Genomic DNA, 24,206 nt, shown 5'->3' on the forward strand with positions numbered 1-24,206 from the left:
ACTATGAAGCTGGCCATCATCGGGGGCGGCTCCACGTACACGCCCGAACTCGTCGACGGCTTCGCGCGGCTGCGTGACCAGCTGCCGGTCGAGCAGCTCGCACTGGTCGACCCGGACCAGGCGCGGTTGGACGCGGTGGGCGCGATATCCCGCCGCATCCTCGCCAAGCAAGGCCACCCCGGCGAGGTGCTCGCGACCTCGGACGTGGCCGCCGGGATCGAGGGTGCGGACGCCGTGCTCTTCCAGTTGCGGGTCGGCGGGCAGGCCGCGCGCAACGTGGACGAGACGCTGCCGCTGGACTTCTGCTGCGTGGGCCAGGAGACCACCGGCGCGGGCGGCCTGGCCAAGGCGCTGCGCACGGTTCCGGTGGTGCTGGAACTGGCCGAGCAGGTGCGCAAGCACGCGCCGAACGCGCGGATCGTGGACTTCACCAATCCGGTCGGCATCGTCACCCGCGCGCTGCTGGACGCGGGCCACGACGCGGTGGGCCTGTGCAACGTGGCGATCGGCTTCCAGCGCCGGTTCGCCGCCGCGGCCGGCGTGACGCCGGACCAGGTCTCGCTGGACCACGTCGGCCTCAACCACCTGACGTGGATCCGCGGCGTGCGGGTCGCGGGCGAGGAGCGGCTCGACGAGATCATCGCCGAGCAGGGCGCCGAGATCGCCGGCAGCCTGCACCTGCCCGCCAGGATCCTCGGCGAACTGCACGCGATCCCCTCGTACTACCTGCGCTACTTCTACGAGCACGACGCCGTGGTCAAGGAGCTGAAGGAGTCCGAGTCGCGGGCCGAGCAGGTCGCCGCGATGGAGCGTCAGCTCATTGAGATGTACAACGATCCGTCGGTGGATGAGAAGCCGGAACTGCTGGCCAAGCGCGGCGGTGCGTTCTACTCCGAGGCGGCCGTAGAGCTCATCGCCTCGCTGACGGCTCCCGCGGACGAGCCGGACGTGCGCGTGGTGAACATGCGCAACAACGGCACGCTGCCGTTCCTGTCCGACGACACCGTGATCGAGGTCGCCGCCGAGGTCGGCGCCAACGGCATCAAGGCCATACCGCAGCCGCCGCTGCCCGCGCATATGCGGGGTCTGATCGCGCACGTCAGCGCGTACGAGGAGCTGGCGCTCGACGCCGCGATCCACGGCGGCCGGGACCGCGTGGTCCAGGCGCTGCTCGCGCATCCGCTGATCGGCCAGTACGACCTCGCGAATCGCCTGGGTGACGCGCTGATCGCCGCGAACGAGAAGTTCCTGCCGTGGGCCTAAATGTCACAGCGTACGACGATGGAAGCGGTCCGCAGGCCGATCGCGGTGCGACCAGTGCGACCGCGACCGTCTCCAGTCCCGCCGCACCCCGCGAGCATCCCGGTCTGGTGCTGGCCGTGGACGGCGGGAACAGCAAGACCGACGTCGCACTCGCCACCGCGGACGGCGAGGTGCTGGCCCAGGCGCAGGCCGGGCCGTTCACCCCGCAGAGCACCGGCGTGGGCTCCGCGATCGACGTGGTCGCCAAGGCGATCGGCGAGATCCGCACCCAGCTCGAACTGCCCGAGGACGCGCCGCTGGCCCGGCATCTGTCCGCCTTCGTGGCCGGCGCCGACCTGCCGCAGGAGGAAGTGGCCCTCGGCGAGGCCTTCGCGGCTCGCGGCTGGACCGAGACGTTCGAGGTCGGCAACGACACGTTCGCGCTGCTGCGCGCCGGGGCCTCGCATCCCTGGGGCGTCGCAGTGGTCTGCGGAGCCGGCACGAACTGCGCGGGCATCGGGCCGGACGGACGGCGCGTGCGCTATCCGGCGATCGGCATCCTGACCGGCGACTGGGGCGGCGGCCACGCGCTCGGCCAGCGCGCGATGTACGCGGCCGTGCGCGGCGAGGACGGCCGCGGCGACCCGACCGCGCTCACCGAGGCCGTCGCCGCGCACTTCGGCACCGAGACCGCGATCGAGGCGGCGCTCGCCTTCCACCTCGGCACCTTCGCCGATGAACGCATCCATGAACTCTCGCCGCTGCTGCTCCGGGTGGCGACGGCGGGCGACCCGGTCGCGCTCGAATACGTCGACAAGCAGGCGCGCGAAGTCGTCGGCTGGGCGCGGACCACGCTCGAAAAGCTCGACCTGCTGGACCGCGAGACCGAGGTGATCCTCGGCGGCGGCGTACTGCGCGCGGCGGTGCCGGTGCTCATGGACCGGATCTCCGTGCTCGCCGCGACCCGGATCCCGGCGGCACGCCTCGTCGTGCCGAGCCGCAGACCCGTGCACGGCGCCGTTCTGCTGGGCCTTGACCGGCTCGGCGTCACCCCCGCCAACTGACCGACCATGCGGCGCGCCGGCTTCGAAACCGACTCCGAAACCTGTTGCCCACCCGTTATTAATCCTTTGCTCGGGAGCATTGCACTCACTCGCACAGGGCAGTTAACTTTACTTACCTTTCGCGCACGTCGTTCATTCTCCCCCGTTCTCCCCCTTCAACTCCTGTGAGGTTCCAAGGATGAGGCGCACAAAGATCCTCGCCGCCGGCGCGGCGATAGGCTTGGCCGCCGCCGTGGCCGGCTGTAGCTCCACCAAGCACGCGAGCGACACCGGGGGCTCGTCCACCGGCTCGAACACCGTCCCGGCGCTGAGCGCGAACCTCAAGGCGGGCGGCACGGTCACCATCGCCAACGAGACCGGCGCGACCTGGAACTGCCAGTTCAATCCGCTCACCACGAACCAGCAAGAGGCCAACGGCTACCTCTACGAGTCGCTGCTCTACATCAACCCCCTGCAGAGCTCCGCGACCCCGACCCCGATGCTGGCGACGAGCTACGCGTGGAACTCCACCGACACGCAGCTGAGCTTCGACGTGCGCTCGGGCGTGAAGTGGAGCGACGGCACGGCGTTCACGGCTCAGGACGTCGCGTACACCTTCAACCTGCTCAAGCAGTACAACTCGCTGGACACCTTCGCGCTGTGGACCGCGCCCTCCGGCGGCGGCGCCGGTATGACCAGCGCGACCGCCAGCGGCGACAAGGTCACGCTGACCTTCTCCTCGAACGCGTCGGTGTTCTTCTACGACGTGGCCAACATGGTGCCGATCGTGCCGCAGCACATCTGGTCGACGGTCGGCAACCCGGGCAACTACACCAACACCAAGCCCGTCGGCACCGGCCCCTTCGTGGTCAGCAGCTGCAGCGCGGACAATATCAAGTACACCGCGAACAAGTCCTACTGGATGCCGAACGAGCCGCACGTCCAGACCATCAACTACCCGGCCTACCTGAGCAACGACCCGGCGAACAACGACCTGGCCAGCGGCAAGGCGAACTGGGGCGGCCAGTACATCCCGAGCGTCAACAGCTTCTACGTGTCGAAGTCCACGAACTTCCACATCTGGTCCCCGCCGGTCGCGAACGTGTCGCTGATCCCGAACACGGTGCAGGGCCCGACCGCGAACCTGAACGTGCGCCAGGCGATCGCGTACGCGCTCAACCGCGCCCAGATCGCGGCGATCGGCGAGCAGGGCGAGGAGCCGGCCGCGAACCAGACCGGCGTGGTCACCCCGACCTTCAACTCGTTCCTGAACTCCTCGGCCCTGTCGTCCTCGGGTTACGGCGCGCAGAACCTGTCGAAGGCCACGGCGGCGCTCAAGTCCGCCGGGTACTCCAGCTCGCACCCGCTGAGCCTGACCGTCAAGACGGTCACCGGATACACCGACTGGGACGCCGACCTGCAGGTGATCAAGCAGGAGCTGGCCGGCATCGGCATCAACGTGACGGTGCTGGACGAGGCTGACAACACCTTCACCAGCGACCTGCAGAACGGCAACTTCCAGGCCATCATGTACGGTCCGCCCGCCGGCCCGTCGCCGTACTACGAGCTGCACCTGATGCTGGACTCGGCCAACGACCAGGCGATCGGCTCGGCCGGGCAGGGCGACTACGGCCGCTACAAGAACTCCGCGGTGGACGCGGCGTTCGGCGCCTACGCCGCGGCCACCAGCCCGTCCGCGCAGCAGCAGGCCCTCGAGCAGGTCGAGACCTACATGCTCAACGACGTGCCGCTGATCCCGGTCGTCGAGTCGGTGGACTGGTACCAGTACTCGACCGCCGAGCTCGCGGGCTGGCCCTCGGCCGCCGACCAGTACGCGCAGCCCTCGCCCTGGACGTACCCGGACGTCGAGCAGGTGCTGCTGCGCCTGTACTCGAAGACCGCTCAGTAATCGCGAGCCCGGTGCGGACGTCGACGCGGCGTCCGCACCGGGCCCAACGAAGGATCGTGACACGTCATGAGATTCGTCGTGCGCCGACTGAGCATGTTCCTGTTCACGCTCTGGGCGGCAATGACTCTGAACTTCTTCATTCCTCGGTTCATGCCGGGAAATCCGCTGCAGGCGCTGGAGGCGCGCACCCGCGCCAAGCTCTCCCCCGCCGCCCTGGAGTCGATCCTGTCCAGCTTCGGCTACAAGCCGAACGCCGGGCTGGTTCCCCAGTACTTCACGTACCTCAAGGACATGCTCACCGGCCAGTGGGGCCAGTCGATCGGACTGTCCCTCGGCGAACCGGTGCGTGACATCATCTTCCAGGCGCTGCCCTGGACCCTCGGCCTGATCGGGCTGACCACGGTCATCGCGTTCGTCCTGGGCAACGTGGCGGGCATCGTGGCCGGCTGGCGGCGCGGCGGCACGCTCGACTCGTGGCTCCCGTCGACGCTGGTGGTCACCGCGAACCTGCCCTACTACTGGATCGGCATGCTGCTGATCCTGCTGTTCGCCACGACGCTGAACTGGCTGCCCGCGGACTTCAACTACGACCCGTCGATCCTGCCCGGCCTCTCCCCCGGCTACATCGGCAGCGTCGCGCAGCACGCCGTGCTGCCCGCGTTCACGCTGCTGATCACCTCGATCGGCGGCTGGATCCTGACGATGCGCAACAACATGATCACCACGGTCGCCGAGGACTACGTGCGGATGGCCAGGGCCAAGGGCCTGTCCGACCGGAAGATCATGTTCAACTACGCGGCGCGCAACGCGATGCTGCCGAACATCTCCGGCTTCGCGATGTCGCTCGGCTTCGTGCTCTCCGGCTCGGTGCTCGTCGAGTACGTGTTCAACTACCCCGGCCTCGGCTACCAGCTGCTGAACGCCGTGGACAACAACGACTATCCGCTGATGCAGGTCCTGTTCATGCTCTACACCATCGCGGTGCTGGTCTCGTTGCTGGTCGCGGACTTCTTCATGGTGTGGCTCGACCCGCGCGCCCGAGAGAAGGGCTGAGCGCCATGAAGTTCGCATCCATGCTCAAGAACCGCAAGGCCCTGATCGGACTGATCCTGTTCGGGATCACGGTCCTGGTCGCCCTGTTCCCCGGCATCTTCACCTCGAACCACGCGCCGGACGTCATCGGCGCCTACTCGCCGAACCTGGGCCTGTCCACCTCGCACCTGCTGGGGACCACGTCGTACGGCCAGGACATCTACAGCCAGCTGATCTACGGCGCGCGGCAGGTGCTGATCATCGCGCTGGCGGCGGGCGGTTTCGCCACGGTGCTCTCGGTGCTGATCGGCATCACCGCCGCGTACATGGGCGGCATCGTGGACGAGGTCCTCTCCCTGTGCACGAACGTGGTGCTGATCCTGCCGACGTTCCCGCTGATGATCATCCTGGCGCGTTACGCGGGCACCTCGAACTGGGTGATGATCATCGTGCTGGTGGCGACGGGCTGGTCGTACGGCGCGAACCAGATGCGCGCGCAGGCGCTGTCGCTGCGCAACCGGGACTTCCTGGAGGCCGCACGGGTGCGCGGCGAGCGGCGGGCCTACATCATCCTGTTCGAGATGATGCCGACGATGACCTCGCTGATCGTGGCGAACTTCCTCGGCTCGGCGCTCTACTCGGTGCTCGCCGCCTCGGGGCTGCAGTTCATCGGCCTGGGCAACACCGCCTCGGACAGCTGGGGCACGATGCTCTACTGGGCCAACAGCCAGGAGGCGCTGCAGGCGGGCAACGCGATGTGGATCGTCGCTCCCGGCCTGGCGATCGCCGTGCTGAGCGCGGCGTTCGCGCTGATGAACTACGCCTTCGACGAGATCGGCAACCCGGCGCTGCGTCCGGTGCGCCGCAAGGACCTCCGGAAGGCGCGCAAGGGCGCCGACGATGCTGTTGAAAAAGACGCAGTGATGGGAGCCGAGCATGTCTACACCGACGCCTCCTGAGCCGTTCGGATGGGAGCCGGGGATCTCCATGTCGACGCTGTCTGAGCCGCAGCCTGAGCGACTGCCTGAGCCGCTGCTGGACGTGCGCGATCTGCGGATCGTCTACGACTCGCCGCGCGGCCCGGTGGAGGCCTGCTCCGGGGTGAACCTGACGGTGCGTCCTGGCGAGTTCGTCGGCATCGTCGGCGAGTCCGGCTGCGGCAAGTCCACGCTGCTGTTCGGCATCGCGCAGTTGCACAGCGCTCCCGCGCGGATCGCCGGCGGCGAGGTGCTGTTCCGGGGCAAGGACCTCGTGACCCTGCCGACGAAGGAGCTCAACGATCTGCGTTGGCGCAACCTCGCGGTCGTGATGCAGAGCGCGATGAACGCGCTGAACCCGGTGCGCACCATCGCAAGCCAGTTCGAGGACGCGATCCTGGCACACGAGAAGTGGTCCGACGAGCGGATCCGCGAGCGCTCGGCCGAGGTGCTGCGGCTGGTCTCGATCGATCCCGTGCACCTGGACAGCTATCCGCACCAGCTGTCCGGCGGCATGCGGCAGCGCGCGATGATCGCGATGGCGCTGCTGTTCACGCCGGACCTGATCGTGATGGACGAGCCGACCTCCGCGCTCGACGTCGTGGCGCAGCGTTCGCTGATGGTGCAGATCAAGGAGCTTCAGCAGCAACTGGGCTTCGCGGTCGTCTTCGTCACCCACGACATGTCGCTGGTCAGCCACTTCTCGGATCGGCTGCTCGTGATGTACGCGGGCCAGGTGGTCGAGTTCGGTCCGACGCGCGAGGTCTTCGACACGCCGTCGCATCCGTACAGCAAGAGCCTGCTCGACGCGTTCCCGTCGATCCGCGGCCCGAAGGTCCCGCTGATCGGCATCCCGGGCGACCCGCCGAACCTGGCGAACCCGCCCGCCGGCTGCCGCTTCCATCCGCGCTGCCCGGTGGCTCAAACCCCGTGCACGTCCGAGGCGCCCGAGCTGTACACGCTCGCGTCGTCGCCGGACGTCGAATCCCGCTGCCTCGCTCACCGTCCGACCGATCCCATCGACATCTCGCTCGTCAACGACGCCAAGGAGGTGCAGACGTCATGACCCCGCTGCTGGAGACGAAGGACCTCAGCCGCCACTTCAAGGTCGGTGCCAAACTCTTCTCGCACCAACTGCTGCACGCCGTCGACGACGTGAACCTGACGATCAACGAGCGCGAGATCGTGGCGCTGGTCGGCGAGAGCGGTAGCGGCAAGAGCACGATGGCGCGGCTGCTGGCGCAGGTGTACAAGCCGACGACCGGCCAGATCACGTTCCAGGGCAAGGATGTCTCGCAACTGCGTGGCCGCAAGCGGCAACTGCAGTACCGCAGCGACGTGCCGATGGTCTTCCAGGACCCGTTCGCCTCGCTGAACCCGGTGTACAAGGTCTCGCACGGCATCAAGCGCGGCCTGAAGCTGCATCGCCCCGAGTTGGACGCGGCCGGCCGGCACGAAGAACTCCTCCGCGTCGTCGCGGCCGTCGGCCTGAATCCGCCTGAGGAGATCATCGAACGCTATCCGTACGAGCTGAGCGGCGGCCAGCGCCAGCGCATCGGCTTCGCGCAGGCGCTGGCCTATCGTCCGAAGCTGATCCTCGCGGACGAGCCGGTCTCGATGCTGGACGTGTCGATCCGCATCGGCCTGCTGAACGTGATGGCGAAGCTGCGGGACGAGGAGGGCGTGTCCATCCTCTACATCACCCACGACATCGCGAGCGCACGGTACGTGTCGGACCGCGTGATGGTGATGTACGGCGGCCACGTCGTCGAGGCCGGCCCGACCGAGACCGTGCTCGCGGACCCGAAGCACCCGTACACGCAACTGCTCCTGTCCGCTGTGCCGGATCCGCGTGCCCCGCTGGCGATCACGACGGAGGCGGCGAAGGCCGAGCCCCCGGTCGTCATCGACCCCAAGCCCGGCTGCCGCTTCCGCGCCCGTTGCCCGATCGCGATCGACCAGTGCGCGCACGTGACGCCGCTGCTCCAGCCGCTGGACCCGCAGCACAAGGCGGCGTGCCACGTGACGGCGCCGGGCGTGACCGCCGCGGCGTGAGGCTCGTCGCTGCTCGTCGCGCTCGTGCTGCTCGTCCTGCCGGTCCTCGGTAAGGGAACGTTGTGCGGGCGGATTCGTCTTCGTCCTACGCTGGCTCGGTGACGAATTCGCCCACGCGGCCTTACCGTGCCCCCGACGGCGTCGAGCTCGCATACCGTGAGATCGGCGCAGGCCGCCCGCTCGTGCTCGTCCACGGCTTCACGTCGAACGGCGCGCAATGGATCGAGCACGGCCCCGCGCCCGCCCTCGCGGCCCACGGGTTCCGCGTCATCCTCCCGGACCTGCGCGGCCACGGCGAGAGCCCGCGTCCGCACGATCCGGCCGGCTACCCGCCGGACGTCCTGGCCGACGACACGCTCGCCCTGATCGATCACCTCGGCCTCGACGACTACGACCTCGGCGGCTACTCGCTCGGCGGCCGCGTCGTACTACGCATGCTGACACGCGGAGCCGCCCCCACGCGGGCCATCGTGGCCGGCCAGGGCCTCGACGCGATCACCCGCCAGACCACCCGCACCGGCATGTACCGACGCGTGTTGACCGCAATGCTCGACGACTCCGTAGACCCCGAATCCCCGGATGCGATGTCCGCGTACTGGATCAAGCAGCTTGGCAACGACCCACAGGCCCTGCTGCGTGTCCTCGACTCCAACGTCGCCACACCCCTCGTCGACGTGCGAAAGGTGCCAACCCCCGTCCTGGTGACGGTCGGCGACGAGGACCACACCCACGCCGGCGCCGACGAACTGGCCGCCGAGCTCCCCAACGCACGCTTCGCCCGCATCCCCGGCGACCACTACACCGCCTTCATCGCCCCCGAGTTCGCGGAACTGCTGCTGGACTTCCTCCGTGACGGCGGCTGACCGGGAGGTGCGTCGGACTCACCTTTCGACCAGGGCCGAAATGATTGCCGTGGCGCCGAACGGCAGGTGACAGTGGCAGTACCGAAGCGACCACTTCGGCACACGCATACGGGGAAAGCATCAGCACACGGAGGGGACCAATGCTGAAGCCCAAGACCACCAGAATCGCGGCCACCGCGGCCACGGCGCTCGGCGCCGTCGGCCTCGCGGTCGGCCTCACCGGAACCGCGTTCGCAGCGACCGCGGCGACGACCAGCGCGGCCGCCGCCGGCAGTCACGCCGCCGCCGTGCACGTCCATCCGAACAGCACCCGCTACACCTGCAACGTCAACGGCTACGGCATCTGCGCGCAGTTGACGCATCAGACCGCGCTCTATTCGCCGCAGAACGACTTCGTCGGCAACATCCCGCAGGGCGCGTGGGTGGAAGTCACTTGCTGGTACCCCAGCGACGGCGCCACCTACGACGGCGAGTGGGACCACGTCACCTGGGAGTCCAGCATGTTCGCCGGCAACTCCTGGGAGATCATCGGCCACGTCGACGACGACAATGTCGACTTCGACGGCCTGACCGCGAACTCGATCGGTATGCCGCAGTGCGGAATCGGCTGACGGCTCACCGGGCTTCTGGTTGCCGGCGCACAGAGATCTGTGCGACGGCAACCAGAAGCCTTATTCAGCGGCGGATCAGCCCTGGGTGAGCCAGACCCAGTTGCCGCTCGGGTCCTTGACGGCGGAATGGCGGGGCATGCCGTCGCCGTCGCGTGGGGGGACGGCCTCGGTGCCGCCGGCGGCCAGTGCGGCCGCGTGACGGGCGTCGAGGTCGTCGACGAGCAGGCCGAAGGTCGAGGGGCCGGGGCGGTCGGTGTCGGCCTCATCGTCGATGAGGTGGATCAGGAAGAACCCCGCCTCGCCGTAGTCGCCGAACAGGAATGAGGAGTAGTCCGCGTCCTCGGCGCGCTGGGTCACGTCGTAGCGCATCCCGAACGCGTCGTGGTAGAACGCGATCGCCGCGTCGCGGTCGTGCACGGCGAGCTTGATCTGCACGGGGTGGCAGCCGGTCAATGTGGTGGGCACGGTGGGTCCTTTCGTCAGCATCCGGTCGATGGCTTTCAGCCTCGCCTCGACGAGGCCGTGGTGGCGTGACAGGCGCTGATGGTGGCGTCCGAGACCGTCGCGCGCGTCCGGGCCGTGCGGGTCCGCCAGCACCGCCCGGATCTCCTCGATCGGCAGGTCCACCCAGCGCAGCGCCGAGATCAAGCGCGCCTGCCCGGCCTGATCCCGCCGGTAGCGCCGATACCGCGACTGCGCGTCCACCACGTCGGGCGTCAGCAGCCCGACCTCGTCGTAATGGCGCAGCGCGTGCGCCGACAGCCCGGTCAGGTGGGCGAACCGTCCGATGGTCAGTAGTTCGTCGTCGTCCGTCACACCCCTACGGTGCACCTTCGGGCAGCCCGAAGGTCAAGCGCCGCGTCGGAAGCGCCGGTGCTACGCGGCTCCCAGGTGCGCCAGCACCGCTTGGTGGGCGGCCCAGCCGTCCGGGAACTTGACGGGGACGCCGAGGCGGACGGGTTCGGCGTGCGGGTGGGCGTCGAGGAGGTCGGCGATGCCGGCGCGGCCGACGACGACGCAGGCGTGGCGGTGGCGCGACAGCAGGACGCACAGGCGGCCGGTTTCGAGGTGGAAGGCGGTGGCGTCGCGGCGGCCGGAGAGTGGGTGCAGCACGATGGTGACGTCGTATTCGCGGCCCTGGAGGCGGTTCGCGGTGTCCACGGTCACGTCGGTCAGCCCCCGGCCCGCGCGGTCCGGCCGGGCGAGGGCGGCGCGCACGGCGGCGGCCTGGTCGCGGTGGGCGGTGCCGATGGCGATGCGGTCGGGGGTGACGGCCCGCTCGTAGCCGGCGGCGCGGTCGACGGCGGTGGCCTGGCGCTGGACGAGGCGGTCGGCGAGGGCGGCGCAGGCTTCGACGGCCTCCGCGTCGGTGCGCACGGTGTGCGCCGCCGGAAGGGCGAACCAGGACCAGCCGGTGTCGGCGGCCTCGTCGAGGCACTCGTCGGCGGACGACGTGCCGGAGGTGCCGCGCGCACTGAAAGTCAGGGATCTGTCGTCGAGGTCGCTGCCCGCGTCGAACGGCGTGAACGGGTAGAAGGCCTTCGCGACGAGCGGGGCGGCGGTCGCGGGCAGCCGCCAGGAGTACGGCAGGCGGTGCACCGGCAGGTCCGGGTTGTGCGCGCGGACCACCGCGACGGCGCTGTCGCTCGGGTCCCAGGGGGAACCGGCCCAGGCGTCCGTGTCGACGGTCGCGAAGGGATCGAGCTGACCGGGATCGCCGACGAACAGGGCCGTGCCGTCGGCGAAGCGCGGGGCGACGGCGAGCAGGCCGTCGGAGCGCATCTGGTACGCCTCGTCGAGGATCGCCCAGGGGAACTCGCCCTCCTTGACCAGCGCCCATTTGGCCGCGGTCGCGAGGACGACTCCGGCCGCCGCCAACTCCGGCAGCTTCGAGGAGAACGCCAGGTTCGGGCCGCGCAGCGGGGCGAGGCGTTCGGGAACCTCGTAGTCGCCCGCGGTCAGCCGGCCGAGGATCAGGGTCGGATGCGCGACGGCGAGGCGGGCGACGAGGTCGTCGACCTGTTCGTTCGTCTGGGCGACGATCATCACCCGCTCGCCGGTCGCGGCGAGCCGTCCGGAGAGTTCGACGACGAGGGTGGATTTTCCGGCGCCGGGCGGGGAGTCGACGATGACGCCGCGATGGTCGCGGGAGAGCAGATCGGCGGCGACGGCCTCGATGACGGCGCGCGCCTGCGTGGATCGGGATGCGGCGGCGCTCACAACTGCCACTCCTGCACTAGTGCCACTCCTCGGCCTGGTCCTCGGCGCGCGCCACGTGCGGCCAGGGCGGGCCGCCGTGCGTCCACGGGGTCTTGTCGGTCTCCGGCAGCTCCGGCCTCGTACCGCGCTGCTCGGCCAGAAACGTCGCGTAGCACCGCTCCTCGCCGACCAGCGGAACGCTTCCCTCCTCCGGCGTCTTTCCGCGCCCCATGCCGCTCTGCAACTCGAGTTCGACCTCGTATCCGCCCGCCTCGCCGCGGCGCACGGCGCGCAGCCGCACGGTCTGGGCGACGCGCGCGGGGCTGGCGAGCTTGACGCCCGGCCGCAGGATCACCTCGTCCTGCGTGTGCAGTACGACGAGCGGGCGCGGCCAGGCGCGCTTGCCCTTGATCTCCTGCCGCTCGGCGTCCACGAAGGTGATCCGGCCCGCGAACGCCTCACCGCCGACCCGGTAGCGCGCCAGAACCAGCGGGTCGTCAATGGCCTGCGAACGGTCGTAGCTCTGCCGCGCGGATTCGAGGTCCGCGAGCCGCCGCGCGGCCGCGACCGCGCTCGGCCGCTTGGGCTGCGGCGGCAGTCCCTCTTCGATCCCGGTCATGAAGTCGGTGAAGCGGCCGCGGTCGACCTGCCAGCGCGGCTTGTCCGAGGCCGCCGCCGGGAGACCGCGCAGCACGTCGATCCCGCGCCACACGGTCTGCCACGTCGGCTCCAGCTGCGCCGCGAGCGCGACCCGCAATTCCTCCTCTGCCTTCGCGACCGCGCGCATGTCCTGCGCCGCACGAGCCTCCTCCTGCGCGCGGACGAGGGGCGCGAGGACTCCGGTGTCGAAGGCCGGGTCGGTGGTCGGGCCCGCGGGCGGCACCGCGTCGGGGTCCTCGGCGAGCAGCGCCGCCTCGGCCCCGCTCATGCCCTCCGGCGGGTCGATCCAGCTCAGCAGCGCGGGCAGATGCTGGTCCTCCAGCGCGCTCTGGCCGGTCGCCCAGTGCTGTGAGAGCGCTGATGTCAGGGCCAGGCAGACGCCCGAGCCGGGCATCGGCGCGCGGTCGTCGGCGAACCAGGTGAGGTAGCGGCCGAGCAGCGGCACCCGCGGGTCCACCGGGTACGGTCCGTCCACGGTGCGAAAGCGCGCCGAGCGGCCGAGCAGCCGCAACGCCTCCACTCCCGCGGGGTTCGGCAGGATCAGCTGCGGCGCGTCGGTGCAGCGTTCCCACTCGTCATGGTTCTTCGTCGGCTCGACTGTCTCAGTGTGCTGACGCCGCGCCGCGATGTACGGCACAAGCACTTCGGCGAACCTGGTCAGGAAGTCGAAGCGCTGATCGCGGTTACGCGGCTGGGCCACGAGCAGCAACTGCGGCGCGGCACGATCGGTGCCCGCCATCACGGCCAGCGGAGCCGCGGCCTCGCCGGCCTGCATCAGCGGGATGAGCACGAGCGGTTCGTCGGACAGGTGGACGTGCCGCACGGCGGTGATCGGCACGGCGCGGCCGGCGTGCGCCGCGCGGGCCCGCGCGAGCGCTGTCAGAGTGCTCACACATCCACCTCGGGTTCGGCGACCCGCGGCGTGACCCGCAGCGCCTCGTCGTACGCGCGGGCCGCGGCCCGCAGCAGCCGCGCGGCCTCGTGCTGCTCCGAGCCGACGCCCGCCGAGCCGTCCGCGACCGCGAGGGCGTCCTCGATCGACTGAATTCCGCCGAGCGAGTCGCGCACCGAGCGGCCCAGCGCGTCAGCCCCGCCCGCGGCCCGCGACTCGGCCCGGCAGTGGAACGCCATCTCGCAGTTCGTGACGCACTCCGGGGCGTATCTGGCCTCGATCATCGTGAGCGACTTGCCGAGCTCGACCCCGCTGCGGTGCTCGCGGCCGGATTCCCCTTGCGCCTCGGGCGGATCGACGGCGAGGTCGAAGTCGACGGTCGGGTCCAGATCCGCGATCAGCGCGCCTATCCGCGGCAGCCGGGCCAACTGGCGTTCGACGGCGGCGATCTGCCGGCGCACGTCGAGGATGTGCGCGCTGGGCTGGTTCGCGAAGTCCTTCGGGCAGACCAGGATCACGTCGTCGGCGACGATCCGCGGATCGACATCCAGCTCGGCGAACAGCCGACGCAGCGCCAGCACGTACACGGCCGCCTGAGTCGCGGCCGCACCCACCTTCGCCGGATCCGCCTGGCCGTCGATCACCGCGAAGGACTTCACCTCGGCGACGTAGAGCCGCGCGGGCGCACTCTCGGAGGCGCCGGACGGACGGGCGCTGAGCGCGACGACGTCCGGCTCGACGTACGCGGTGCGCCCGCCGACGTCCAGGCGCAGCAGCGGATGGTCGGCCAGCAGCGGCTCACCCGCCGCGACCCGCGCGAACAGCCGGCGGGTCCGCTCGTAGCGCCCGGCCCGGTCGACGGTCACCGGAGTGCCGGAATCCGCAGTGGGCTCCACGCCGAGGTCGACGTATTCGTGCTCGGGCACGTCGAAGTGCAGCGGCTCGCCGCGCAGCAGTTCGAGCAGCGCGGTGCAGCCGTCGGCCTTGACCTGCTTCTCGAACGCCAGACCGCGGGTGATCGCGAACGGCGACTGGCCGTAGCGCGCCGGGAAGCCGATCCGTTCCGCGAGCTTGCGTTTGTCCACGCCCGCCGCGTCCAGCACGGCCCGGCGCGAGCAGCCCGGGTTGACGGTCAGCGCCGCGATCGTGCGCGCGTCATGGCTGCGCGGCGGCACCGGCCCGCGCAGCGCGTCCAGCCGCGCAGCGGTGACAGCGGGCGCGGGTGCGCTTGCTGTGGCCTGAGGAACGGAAGGTGACATGGGCATTTGCCCACCCACGATAGCCCAAAGCGAGTCCGGGTTCTGCGGAATCCGGCCGACGGATCGCGAACGTCACGTCATCCGCCAGCACGGAGAACCGAGCCGACCCACCGGCATGATCAACCGACGTTCGCGATCCGCTGCTTCAGTTGGCACAGACGCAGCCGAATGCGGAAGGGGGAGCGCCGCCCTCGCGTCATCCACCGACAGCGCGAAAGCAGGCCGGCACGCCCGCATGACCGACCGGGCGGGCGCTACCCTTCCGCGTCCGGCTTGGTCTCCGCCAGTTGCAGGAGCCGGTGCACGCCCGCCCGCGAACGCTTGTGCGCGTACATCTCGCGGTCCGCGCTGCTCAGCAGCTCCTCGGCTCGCTGGGCCGCCGAGCCGGGCCTGCCTTCCGCCCCGCCCGGGTCGCACACCACGCCGAGCGAGCACGACAGGTGCAGTTCCAGGTGCCCGATTCGCACCGGGTCGCCGGCGAACGCCTCATCGATCCGGCGCAGCAGCGCCGGCGCGTCCTGCGGCCGCATCCTGGCCGCGACGACCACGAACTCGTCCCCGCCGATCCGGGCGACGACGTCCGCGGCCGCCAGGCGCCGCGCCAGCCGCGCACCCGTCACCCGCAGCACCTCGTCGCCGACGAGGTGGCCGTGCGTGTCGTTGATCCGCTTGAAGTGATCGAGGTCGCAGAAGACCACCGCCAGCGGGATCCGCGCGATCAGCAGCTCCTCGAGCCGCTCCTGCAGCAGCACGCGGTTCGCCAGGCCGGTCAGCGGGTCGCGGCGGGCCTCGTCGCGCAGGTCGGTCTCGCGGGCGAACTGCTCGGCGACCGCGGCGTGCAGATCGGCCGCCTCCCGCTCCAGCGTCCGCATCGTGCGCAGCGCCTGCTCGTGCCGCCGGGCATTGAGGATCGCGATCACGGCCTGCTCGGCGAACAGTTCGAGGATCTGGTTGGCCCAGGGCGGCGGGATTCGCCCGTCCCGGGGCCGGTCCAGGCTCATCGTCCCGATCAGCTCGCCGTCCGGCCCGTAGAGCGGGGCCATCAGCTCGTACTCGGGCCGCCAGGCGTCCGGGACGTCGAGCGGCTCGTAGTCGGGAACGTACATGATGACGCCCTCGGTCTGCCCGAAGTGGGACCAGAACCGGAGCGCGCCCCAGGCCTCGCCGCCGGTCAGGTGCTCGATCAACGCGGCGCGGGGACACGTCGTGCCGAGCAGCTGCGCCAGCGCGTCGGGCGGCCCGACGACGGCCTCGACGTACAGGTCCACCGCGTCCGGCTCCCGGGCCGTGGTGACGGTGACCTCGGCGTACGGCGTCGAGCTCGTCACACCCTCCGCGATCGCCTGGAGCGTCGCGCGCAGCCCGACCGCCGCGTGCACGGCGATCAACGCGCGCTGCACGGAGCCGAGCGCCGACCGCGGAATCCGCACCTCGGCGTCCGCATACGCCTCGTCGCTCACGATGCCGTGCTCCCTTCGACTACACCGATAACTCTACCCTCGTATTCGGCCACCGGGAGTGACGGGTGGGGCGATCGGGGACCGTTGCGGAGGGCCGACACGGGGATGAACTATCGGCCGTCCGGCCGTCGGGAGGCGGTCTATCGCGCCGTGCACCATGGCGGCTTGATAGCTTCTCAGCTCGGGGCGCCGCAACGGGAGCGGCGCGTTCTGCGAATCAACTAAGGATCCTTAGTGATGTTGAATACCTACCGCCGGGCCGCGCTCATCGGCGCCATCACGGCCGGTGCCGCGCTGATGCCGACAGTCGCCAGCGCCACGCCGGCTTCGGGCGTCACCGGCGTCATCATCAGCCAGGTCACCGTCGCGGGCAAGGACTACATCCTGCGGCAGATCACCGTCCAGCCGGGCGGCTCCACCGGCTGGCACTACCACGACGGCACGCTGTACGCGGTCGTCGAGCAGGGCACGCTCACCCACACCGAGTCGGACTGCGTGACCACCGCCACCTACAGCGAGGGCGCGGCCTTCGTGGAGGACAGCGGCGCGGGCAACGTGCACATCGGCCGCAACCTGGGGACGACGCCGGTCGTCCTCGACGTGCTCTACGTCGATCCGGCCGGCAGCCCGCTGTCCGAGAGCGTCCCGAACCCGGGCTGCGGCTTCCAATAGGCGGCGCTCGCAACGAGCCCGGCGCGGTGAGCCGACTCCGTGTCAGGCCGCGGAACTCACCGTGATCGGCAGGGTCTGGTAGCCGCGCAGCACGAGCCGGTCCCGGCGTTCCGGCTGCGCGGCCAGCTCCATGACGGGAAAGCGTTCGAGCAGCATCTCGAACGCGATCTTCCCCTCCAGCCGAGCGAGGCCCTGGCCGAGGCAGTAGTGGATCCCCGCGCCGAAGCTCAGCGGCACGTTGTCGGACCGGGTCGGATCGAAGACGTCCGGGTTCTCGAAACGCGCCGGATCGCGATTCGCCGCGCCGATCAGAAGCATGACCTGCTCGCCCGGCGGCACGTGGTGCCCGCCGATGCGCGCGTCCTCGGAAACCGCGATGCGCGAGGTGAGCTGCACCGGCGAGTCGTGGCGCAGCACCTCCTCCACGTACGCGGCGACGGAGATCTCACCCTTGCGCACCAGGTCGAGCACCTCCGGGTGCTCGAACCCGAGGTACAGGCCGTTGCCCAGCAGGTTCGTCGTGGTCTCGAACCCGGCCACCAGCAGCAACAGCAGATTGCCGAGCAGCTCGGCGTCGCTGAGGCGGCCGTCGTGCGCGTCGTTGACCTGAACCAGGGCGCTGACGAGGTCGTCCTGCGGCTCCGCCCGCCGCCGCTCGGCCAGCTCGGTGAAGTACGCGCGCAACTGCACGGCCGCCGCGTCCGCCGGGCCGAAGTCGTCGAAGTTCTCCGTCAGCTCCAGCACGAACGTCAGGTCGTGCGCCAGCGGCCGGAAGCGGTAGCGGTCCTCCTCCGGGACGCCGAGCAGCTCGCAGATCACGTTCACCGGCAGCCGGAACGCGAAGTTCTCCATGAAGTCGACCGGCCGGCCGCCCTCGCCGAGCGCGGCCAACTCGTCGAGCAGGCCCTCCGTCATCCGGACGATCGCCGGCTCGAGGCCGGCCACCCGCCGCTGCGTGAACGCCGAGCTCATCAGGGAACGGACACGGCGGTGGTTCGGCGGGTTCATCTCGAGAACGGACCGGGAGAAGCTCTCCATGGCGCCGTCCTCGGCGATCAGCGAACGCCACTCCTCGGGCAGCCGGTCGAATTCCAGCTTGCCGAACGCGTTGTCCCGCAGCACCGCGTTGATCTCCGCGTATCCGGTGCACAGGTGCATCGGGAGGTCCTTGACCCGCCGGACCGGCCCGAGCTCGCGCGCGGCGGCGTAGAGCGGATACGGATCGCCCCGCCCCTTCGGCGTCATCAAGGCGCCGACGATCTGTTCAGCCTCCATGCTCCCCGCTCCCAACCCGTAGACGGCCCTCGGGATCTCAACGAGCGTCGATACTCCCCGAGTTCCCGGCCTGCTCACGCTCCTCGGCGCGCTCGGCCTCCTCGATCCGCTCGGCCTCTTCGGCATGGTCCTCGTACGGCAGCAGCGCGATCAGCGGGACCTTCCAGAGCCTGATCGGCTTGCCCCGCTCGTCCGCCCCGGAGTAGTAGCGCAGCATCGTCAGCCGCATCAGGAAGCTCACCCGGTGCAGCAGGAAGAACGCCAGCGGCAGTTCGATGAACGCGGCCGAGCCGAGCGACCACCAGACCTGCGACGTGCCCAGGTTCAGCGTGATGTCGAACCACGCGTCGCAGATCAGCAGCGTGGCGGCGGCTATCGCGGTGCCGATCAGCGCCTGCCGCCGCTTCCAGCCGAAGTACGCGGTCGCGGCGAGGGCGAGCAGTTCGAGCACGTCGAAGCCCGTCCAGGCCACGGCCCAGTGCCGGGTGTTGAAGTCGGCCGGGAGCGAGAGCCCGAGGTAGATCGTCCACGGGACCAGGGCGAGCGAGCAGACCCAGAGCAGCTCGACCGTCACCCTCCGGCGCCGCCTCGCCTGCTCCGGCGTCAGCCTCATCAACCGCTCGGTCCGCACCATCATCAGTACCCGTGCTCGACCCGGTTCTTCGGCCGGCCGCCGTTGATCCACGTCGTCAGGTTCTCGCGCACCACGTGGAAGCAGCGCGCCTGGTTGTCGGCGGTGAACGAGCCGATGTGCGGGGTGATGAACACGCCCGGCGCGCGCCAGAGCGGATGCTCGGGAGGCAGCGGCTCGGGGTCGGTCACGTCCAGGAACGCCTGGATGTCCCGCTCGCGGGTCGCCGCGATCAGCGCGTCGGTGTCGACGCAGGCTCCGCGCGCGCCGTTGACCAGCAGCGATCCCGGCTTCATCCGCGCGAGGAAGTCCGCGTTCACGAGGCCGCGTGTCTCGTCGGTGAGCGGTGTGAGCAGCACGACGATGTCGGCCTGCGGCAGCAACTCGGGCAGCTCGTCCAGCGACGCGACGTCGCCGCGCTTGGTTCGCGCGACCTTCAAGGTCCTGACCTTGAAAGGCTCCAGATAGCGTTCGAGGCACTGCGCGATCGAGCCGTACCCGACGTAGAGCACTGTCTTGCCCTGCACGACGCGCACCTGCGAGGGCGCCCACGTGCGCTCCTCCTGCACCCGCACGTAGTGCGGGATCTCCTTGTAAATGGTCAGGATCCCGGTCAGCAGCAGTTCGGCCATCAGTTCGTCGTACGCGCCGCGGACCGAGCAGAGCAGCACGCCCTCCGGCACCGCGTGCGCGATGTTGTCCACGCCCGCCGACAGGGCCTGGACGTACTCCAGGCTCTTGGCCCGCGCCAGCAAGCTCGTGAGATTGAAGGCCTCGTCCGCCGCGTTCCGCATCAGCGGCGGGATCAGCACCTTCACCTCGCCCAGCCGCGGGTCGGACAGCGGGTCCTGCGGCACCTCGACGATCTCGAGCCGTTCGTCGAGGCCCGTCAGCCAGTCGGCCGTGTCCTTCGCCGTCCACACCAGTGCGCTCATGGCCACCATTATCCGACTGAGATCCGACAGGTTCCCGGGCAGCCCGCCGATCAGAAGATCATCGGGTTGTACGGGGCGATCCCCACGCCGAACAGGGCGCTCAGCCGCTCGACGGCGCCCGCGGTGTGCTCTTCGACCAGGCCGAGCGCGCCGAGCCGGGCGGCGGTGTATCCGCCCAGGTAGATCGAGCCGAGCCGATCCACCGGGAGAGTGACGTCCGCGGGCTCCAGGGTCAGCGAGCACGCGGCGGTCCCGTCCGCGTCGACCCGCAGCGCGTAGGTGCCCGCCGCGTGGCCGTCCTTGTCCTCGATCCGCAGCACGATCCGGTCAGCCTTCGCGTACGTGCGCGCGGCGAGCACCGCGGCCGGGTCGAGCACGCGCAGCCAGACGAAGTCCCAGGCGTTCGTCGCGACGGCCAGCCTCCGGTCGACCAGCAGGTCACGCCACAGCGCGTCCTGCCGGTCGAATTCCGGCCCGACGATCCGCGTCACCCAGTCGTGGTCGGCCAGGTGCTTCCACAGCCGGGCCTCGTAGATCGGATCGGTGGCGATGACGGCGGCGGCATACAGCGTGATGTCCGGGCGCTGATTCGTCCACTTCTCGGTGAAGCGGTACGCGGCATAGCCGACGACCTGCCCGGACGCGTCGCGGCAGACGGCGTGCAGCATGCTCTTCGGCGACGGGTCGCCCTCGCGCAGGAACTGGCCGGTGTCCGAGTCCCAGCGCCAGCCCTCGCGGCTGACCATGCCGACGCAGGTCTCCCGGGCCCGGTCGTAGAGCGCGGCGGCCTCGAAGCGCGCGACCTCGGGGTCGATCAGCTCGATCCGGCCCGGTAGTTCTCGGCGAAATCGCAGGTCACGCGCGTCCACCAGCCACTGCGCCGCCTCGGTCGCCGGCCCGAAGCCGAAGCGTCCGTAGATCGGGTACTCGGAGGCGACGAGCGCGGCCATCACGTCGCCGCGCTCCTTCGCCCGGCCCAGTTCCGCGGCCATCATCCGGCGCGCGAGACCCTGTCGGCGATGCGTGGGCAGCACGGTCACGGCGCTGATGCCGTCGAGCGGGATCTGCGCGAGCCCGGGCACGGTCAGCCGCAGGTCCAGGCTGACGAGCGTGCCCGCGATCTCCGTGCCGTCGAATCCGGCCCACATCCTGCTCAGGTCCGGGTAGCGCTCGCGCCGCCGCGGCCCCTCGCCGCGTGTGTGCGGACTGTAGAAGCCCACGTCCATGGCGTCACACCACGTGTTGAACTCCTCGTCGGTGCGGACGTTGCGTACCTCGATCGGCATGCCCCGACCCTAAGCCGGACTCCGTACGTCGGCCAATTGGTTTGTCGCACCGTCCAGCCCCACCCGCAGTGTGTACGCGGACAGCCCGATCCCGGTGGACAGCACGGCGACGAAGCCGAACGCGAAGGGCAGCGAGACGGCCGAGCCGAGAGCGCCGATGGACGGCCCGGCCAGCAGCCCGGAGGCGTACATGACGCTGGTGATCCCGGCGACCGCCGAGTCGGCGTCCTGGTCGGTGCGCCCGGTGGCGGCGATGGCCAGCGGGACGCCGGTCGCGATCCCGAGGCCCAGCGCCGCGAATCCGACGATGCCGAGCCACGGACTGCGGGCCGCGACGACGGCGACCGCGCCGAGCACGGCCAGCGTGCCGCCGACGCGCACCGTCCACACCGGCCCGAGCCTGCGGACGATCGCGTCGCCGCTCAGCCGGCCGAGGGCCATCGTCGCGGCGAACCCGGTGACGCAGTACGCGCCGATCGCGGCGGAGGCGTGCGTGACCGAGGTGAGGTAGACGGCCGACCAGTTCGAACCGGCGCCCTCGGCGAACACGGCGCAGAAGCCGACGATGCCGATGCCGAGCAGTTTCCCGGTGGGCAGGGCGAAGCGCGGCGGGCGGATCTCCTCGGCGGCGGCCGCGCCGAGTTCGGCGTCCGCGGGCAGCAGGCCGGTGGCGAGGAACGCGGCCACCGTGAGAATCAGGGCCGTGACGAGGAATTCGGGCACCGCGCTGATCCCGGCTCCCGCGCACAGCGCCCCGAACAGGCCCGCGACGATACCGCCGACCGACCACATGCCGTGCAGCGCGGACATGATGGACTTGCCGGCGCGCTTCTCGATCCGCACGGCCTCGGCGTTCATCATCACGTCGGCGACACCGGCGTTCGCGCCGTAGACGAACAGTCCCGCGGCGAGCCATCCGATGTCTGGCATCAGCGCCGGAATCGCCAGTGACGCCGTCCACAGCAGCATGAGCAGCCGCAGCGCCGAACGACCGCCGAACCGGTGCACGAGATGGCCGGTGAGCGGCATTCCGAGCAGCGCGCCGATGGTCGGCGTGATCATCGCGGCGCCGAGCACGCCGGGGGTGGCGTGCACATGGTCGGCGATCCACGGCAGCCGGGCCGCGTAGGTGCCCGCGACGGTTCCGTGGACGGCGAAGATCAGACTGATCGCTATTCGATCTCGGCTCCCGCGCCGACCACGTTCACTGCGCACTGCGTCATCGTAGGGATCTCCGGGCGCTCAGGGAAAACGAATTCGTGGCAGGCCCAGAAACGGAACAGCGTGCCGAGGACCTGTCCCGCGCCGAGCTGAGCGATGTTCACCGCGAGCCGCGAGTCGGCGCCGAGCACGTGCTCGGTGAACCAGACGCAGCTCACGGCGATCAGGAAGCCGCCCGCGGAGACCAGCGCGAACAGGCCGAACTCGGCGCCGGTCTCGCGTCGCTCGCGGTGCCGGAAGGTCCAGAAACGGTTGCCCAGATAGGCGATCACGGTCGAGACGCAGACCGCGATCGCCGAGGCGAGCACCGAGGGCACGTGGTGGTAGAGCAGGTTGATGACTATCGCGTCGCTGACATATCCGACGGCGCCGACCACGCCGAAGCCCAGCAGCTCGCGCCACAGCCGCCGGACCAGCGCCACCAACCAGGCCACTACCGCCCCATGCCTCTCGTCTGCGAGAACGACGTCCGCTACGCGGCGGTCTTCGGCTTCGGCGCGAAGTCCACTCCGGCCTCCTTGCGCTGCTCCGCGGTGATCGGCGCCGGGGCGCCGGTCAGCGGGTCGCCGCCGGAGGCCGTCTTCGGGAACGCGATCACGTCGCGGATCGTGTCCGCGCCGGTGATCAGCGCCACCGTGCGGTCGAGGCCGAAGGCGATGCCGCCGTGCGGCGGCGGGCCGAAGTTGAACGCGTCGAGCAGGAAGCCGAACTTCGACTCGGCCTCCTCCTGGCTCAGGCCGATCGCCCTGAACGCCCGCTGCTGCACCTCGCGCTGGTGGATACGGATCGAGCCGCCGCCCAACTCCGTCCCGTTGAGCACGAGGTCGTAGGCGTTGGACAGCGCGTTGCCCGGGTCCTTCTCGAAGCCCTCGAGCCACTCCGGGGTCGGCGCGGTGAACGGGTGGTGCATCGCGTGCCAGCCCGCGAACCCGCCCTTGTCGTCGGTGAGCGGCTCGAACATCGGGAAGTCGACGACCCACAGGAACGCCCAGCGCTCCTCGTCGATCAGCGCGCAGCGCCGGCCGATCTCCAGCCGCGCCGCGCCCAGCAGCTCCTGCGCGGCGGTGGTCGCACCGGCCGCGAAGAACACCGCGTCGCCGTTCTTCGCGCCGACGGCCGCGGCCAGGCCGGACAGGTGCGCCTCGGAGAGGTTCTTGGCGACCGGTCCCTTCGGCTCACCGGTCTCCGCGTCGAAGACCACGTATGCCAGGCCCCTGGCACCGCGCGCCTTGGCCCAGTCCTGCCAGGCGTCCAGCTCCTTGCGGGTCTGCGCGGCGCCGCCCGGCATCACCACGGCGCCGACGTACTCGGCCTGGAAGACCCGGAACTCGGTGCCCTCGAAGTACTCGGTGAGCCGCACGAGCTCCTGGCCGAAGCGCACGTCCGGCTTGTCCGAGCCGTACCGGCCCATCGCCTCGGCGTAGGTCAGCCGGGGCAGCGGCAGCGGGATGTCGACGCCCAGCGTCTCGCTCCAGACCCGGTGGTAGATCCTCTCGGCGAGCGCGAGCACGTCCTCCTGCTCGACGAAGGACATCTCGATGTCGAGCTGGGTGAACTCCGGCTGCCGGTCGGCGCGGAAGTCCTCGTCCCGGAAGCAGCGCGCGATCTGGTAGTAACGCTCGAGCCCGCCGATCATCAAGAGCTGCTTGAACAGCTGCGGCGACTGCGGCAGCGCGTAGAAGCTGCCCGGCTGGATCCGCGCCGGCACGAGATAGTCGCGGGCGCCCTCGGGCGTCGAGCGGGTCAAGTCGGGCGTCTCGATCTCCAGGAAGTCCCGTTCGTTCAGGACCTCGCGCATCGTCGTGATCGTGCGGTGGCGGACCGCGAGCGCCTGCTGCATCTCGGGGCGGCGCAGGTCGAGCGCGCGGTGCTTGAGCCGCAGGCTCTCGTCCACCGTCTCCCCCTCGTCCAGCGGAAACGGGGGCGTGTCGGAGTCGGCGAGCAGCTCGAGCTCTGAGATGGCCAGCTCCACGTCACCCGTGGG

General features: G+C 70.3%; 22 protein-coding genes. 10 read left to right on the forward strand and 12 right to left on the reverse strand.

Going from position 1 to position 24,206, the window contains the following annotated elements:
• The first annotated feature begins 3 nt into the window (after positions 1-3).
• The 9 genes from VG296_RS25130 (at position 4) to VG296_RS25170 (ending at position 9,732) form a co-directional block, all read left to right on the forward strand.
• On the forward strand, positions 4-1,263 hold the full coding sequence (locus VG296_RS25130) for a 6-phospho-beta-glucosidase (protein WP_325569780.1): 1,260 nt from the start codon (positions 4-6) through the stop codon (positions 1,261-1,263).
• A 104-nt stretch (positions 1,264-1,367) separates the two neighbouring features.
• Entirely contained in the window at positions 1,368-2,306 is a 939-nt protein-coding gene (locus VG296_RS25135; RefSeq protein WP_349259683.1) for an N-acetylglucosamine kinase, read from the forward strand.
• Between the two features lie 178 nt (positions 2,307-2,484).
• Positions 2,485-4,194 carry an ABC transporter substrate-binding protein gene (locus VG296_RS25140; protein ID WP_325569784.1) on the forward strand — a complete coding sequence of 570 codons (1,710 nt, stop codon included), beginning with the start codon at positions 2,485-2,487 and terminating at the stop codon, positions 4,192-4,194.
• Positions 4,195-4,260: 66 nt separating this feature from the next.
• Positions 4,261-5,247, forward strand: coding sequence for an ABC transporter permease (locus tag VG296_RS25145; protein WP_325569786.1), 987 nt, complete (start codon positions 4,261-4,263; stop codon positions 5,245-5,247).
• A gap of 5 nt (positions 5,248-5,252) precedes the next feature.
• Complete coding sequence (locus VG296_RS25150) at positions 5,253-6,185, forward strand: ABC transporter permease (RefSeq protein WP_325569788.1); 933 nt, start codon at positions 5,253-5,255, stop codon at positions 6,183-6,185.
• 28 nt (positions 6,186-6,213) lie between these two features.
• Entirely contained in the window at positions 6,214-7,269 is a 1,056-nt protein-coding gene (locus tag VG296_RS25155) for an ABC transporter ATP-binding protein (RefSeq protein ID WP_325569790.1), read from the forward strand.
• Positions 7,266-8,258 carry an ABC transporter ATP-binding protein gene (locus VG296_RS25160; protein WP_325569792.1) on the forward strand — a complete coding sequence of 331 codons (993 nt, stop codon included), beginning with the start codon at positions 7,266-7,268 and terminating at the stop codon, positions 8,256-8,258. Before VG296_RS25155 ends, VG296_RS25160 begins: the two co-directional genes overlap by 4 nt.
• Positions 8,259-8,356: 98 nt before the next feature.
• Entirely contained in the window at positions 8,357-9,121 is a 765-nt protein-coding gene (locus tag VG296_RS25165; protein WP_325569794.1) for an alpha/beta hydrolase, read from the forward strand.
• A 140-nt stretch (positions 9,122-9,261) separates the two neighbouring features.
• Positions 9,262-9,732 carry a hypothetical protein gene (locus VG296_RS25170; protein ID WP_325569796.1) on the forward strand — a complete coding sequence of 157 codons (471 nt, stop codon included), beginning with the start codon at positions 9,262-9,264 and terminating at the stop codon, positions 9,730-9,732.
• A gap of 75 nt (positions 9,733-9,807) precedes the next feature.
• On the opposite strand, the gene VG296_RS25175 is transcribed toward VG296_RS25170, so the two are convergent.
• The 5 genes from VG296_RS25175 to VG296_RS25195 all read right to left on the reverse strand — a co-directional run bounded on the left by VG296_RS25175 (position 9,808) and on the right by VG296_RS25195 (position 16,202).
• Positions 9,808-10,548 (reverse strand): MerR family transcriptional regulator, encoded by a 741-nt coding sequence (locus VG296_RS25175; protein ID WP_325569798.1) that lies wholly within the window; start codon positions 10,546-10,548, stop codon positions 9,808-9,810.
• A 60-nt stretch (positions 10,549-10,608) separates the two neighbouring features.
• Complete coding sequence (locus tag VG296_RS25180) at positions 10,609-11,952, reverse strand: AAA domain-containing protein (protein ID WP_325569800.1); 1,344 nt, start codon at positions 11,950-11,952, stop codon at positions 10,609-10,611.
• Between the two features lie 16 nt (positions 11,953-11,968).
• Complete coding sequence (locus tag VG296_RS25185) at positions 11,969-13,483, reverse strand: hypothetical protein (RefSeq protein ID WP_325569802.1); 1,515 nt, start codon at positions 13,481-13,483, stop codon at positions 11,969-11,971.
• On the reverse strand, positions 13,480-14,742 hold the full coding sequence (locus VG296_RS25190) for a hypothetical protein (protein WP_325569804.1): 1,263 nt from the start codon (positions 14,740-14,742) through the stop codon (positions 13,480-13,482). Before VG296_RS25190 ends, VG296_RS25185 begins: the two co-directional genes overlap by 4 nt.
• A 254-nt stretch (positions 14,743-14,996) precedes the next feature.
• Entirely contained in the window at positions 14,997-16,202 is a 1,206-nt protein-coding gene (locus tag VG296_RS25195) for a GGDEF domain-containing protein (protein WP_325569806.1), read from the reverse strand.
• A gap of 237 nt (positions 16,203-16,439) precedes the next feature.
• On the opposite strand from VG296_RS25195, the gene VG296_RS25200 reads away from it, so the two are divergent.
• Positions 16,440-16,874 (forward strand): cupin domain-containing protein, encoded by a 435-nt coding sequence (locus VG296_RS25200; RefSeq protein WP_325569808.1) that lies wholly within the window; start codon positions 16,440-16,442, stop codon positions 16,872-16,874.
• A 42-nt stretch (positions 16,875-16,916) separates the two neighbouring features.
• Here the strand turns inward: VG296_RS25200 and VG296_RS25205 are convergent, their stop codons facing one another.
• The 7 genes from VG296_RS25205 to aspS all read right to left on the reverse strand — a co-directional run.
• Positions 16,917-18,149 carry a cytochrome P450 gene (locus VG296_RS25205; RefSeq protein WP_325569810.1) on the reverse strand — a complete coding sequence of 411 codons (1,233 nt, stop codon included), beginning with the start codon at positions 18,147-18,149 and terminating at the stop codon, positions 16,917-16,919.
• Positions 18,150-18,186: 37 nt separating this feature from the next.
• Positions 18,187-18,723, reverse strand: coding sequence for a hypothetical protein (locus VG296_RS25210; protein ID WP_325569812.1), 537 nt, complete (start codon positions 18,721-18,723; stop codon positions 18,187-18,189).
• Between the two features lie 62 nt (positions 18,724-18,785).
• Positions 18,786-19,715 (reverse strand): NAD(P)-dependent oxidoreductase, encoded by a 930-nt coding sequence (locus VG296_RS25215; protein WP_325569814.1) that lies wholly within the window; start codon positions 19,713-19,715, stop codon positions 18,786-18,788.
• A 50-nt stretch (positions 19,716-19,765) separates the two neighbouring features.
• On the reverse strand, positions 19,766-21,001 hold the full coding sequence (locus VG296_RS25220) for a GNAT family N-acetyltransferase (RefSeq protein ID WP_325569816.1): 1,236 nt from the start codon (positions 20,999-21,001) through the stop codon (positions 19,766-19,768).
• A gap of 9 nt (positions 21,002-21,010) precedes the next feature.
• Positions 21,011-22,216 carry an MFS transporter gene (locus VG296_RS25225; RefSeq protein WP_325569818.1) on the reverse strand — a complete coding sequence of 402 codons (1,206 nt, stop codon included), beginning with the start codon at positions 22,214-22,216 and terminating at the stop codon, positions 21,011-21,013.
• Complete coding sequence (locus VG296_RS25230) at positions 22,174-22,656, reverse strand: GtrA family protein (RefSeq protein WP_325569820.1); 483 nt, start codon at positions 22,654-22,656, stop codon at positions 22,174-22,176. Before VG296_RS25230 ends, VG296_RS25225 begins: the two co-directional genes overlap by 43 nt.
• Positions 22,657-22,694: 38 nt before the next feature.
• The coding region (aspS, locus tag VG296_RS25235; RefSeq protein WP_325569822.1) for an aspartate--tRNA ligase at positions 22,695-24,206 on the reverse strand (1,512 nt) is incomplete at its 5' end.

The organism is Actinospica sp., assembly GCF_035552695.1.
Classification (GTDB): Bacteria; Actinomycetota; Actinomycetes; order Streptomycetales; family Catenulisporaceae; genus Actinospica.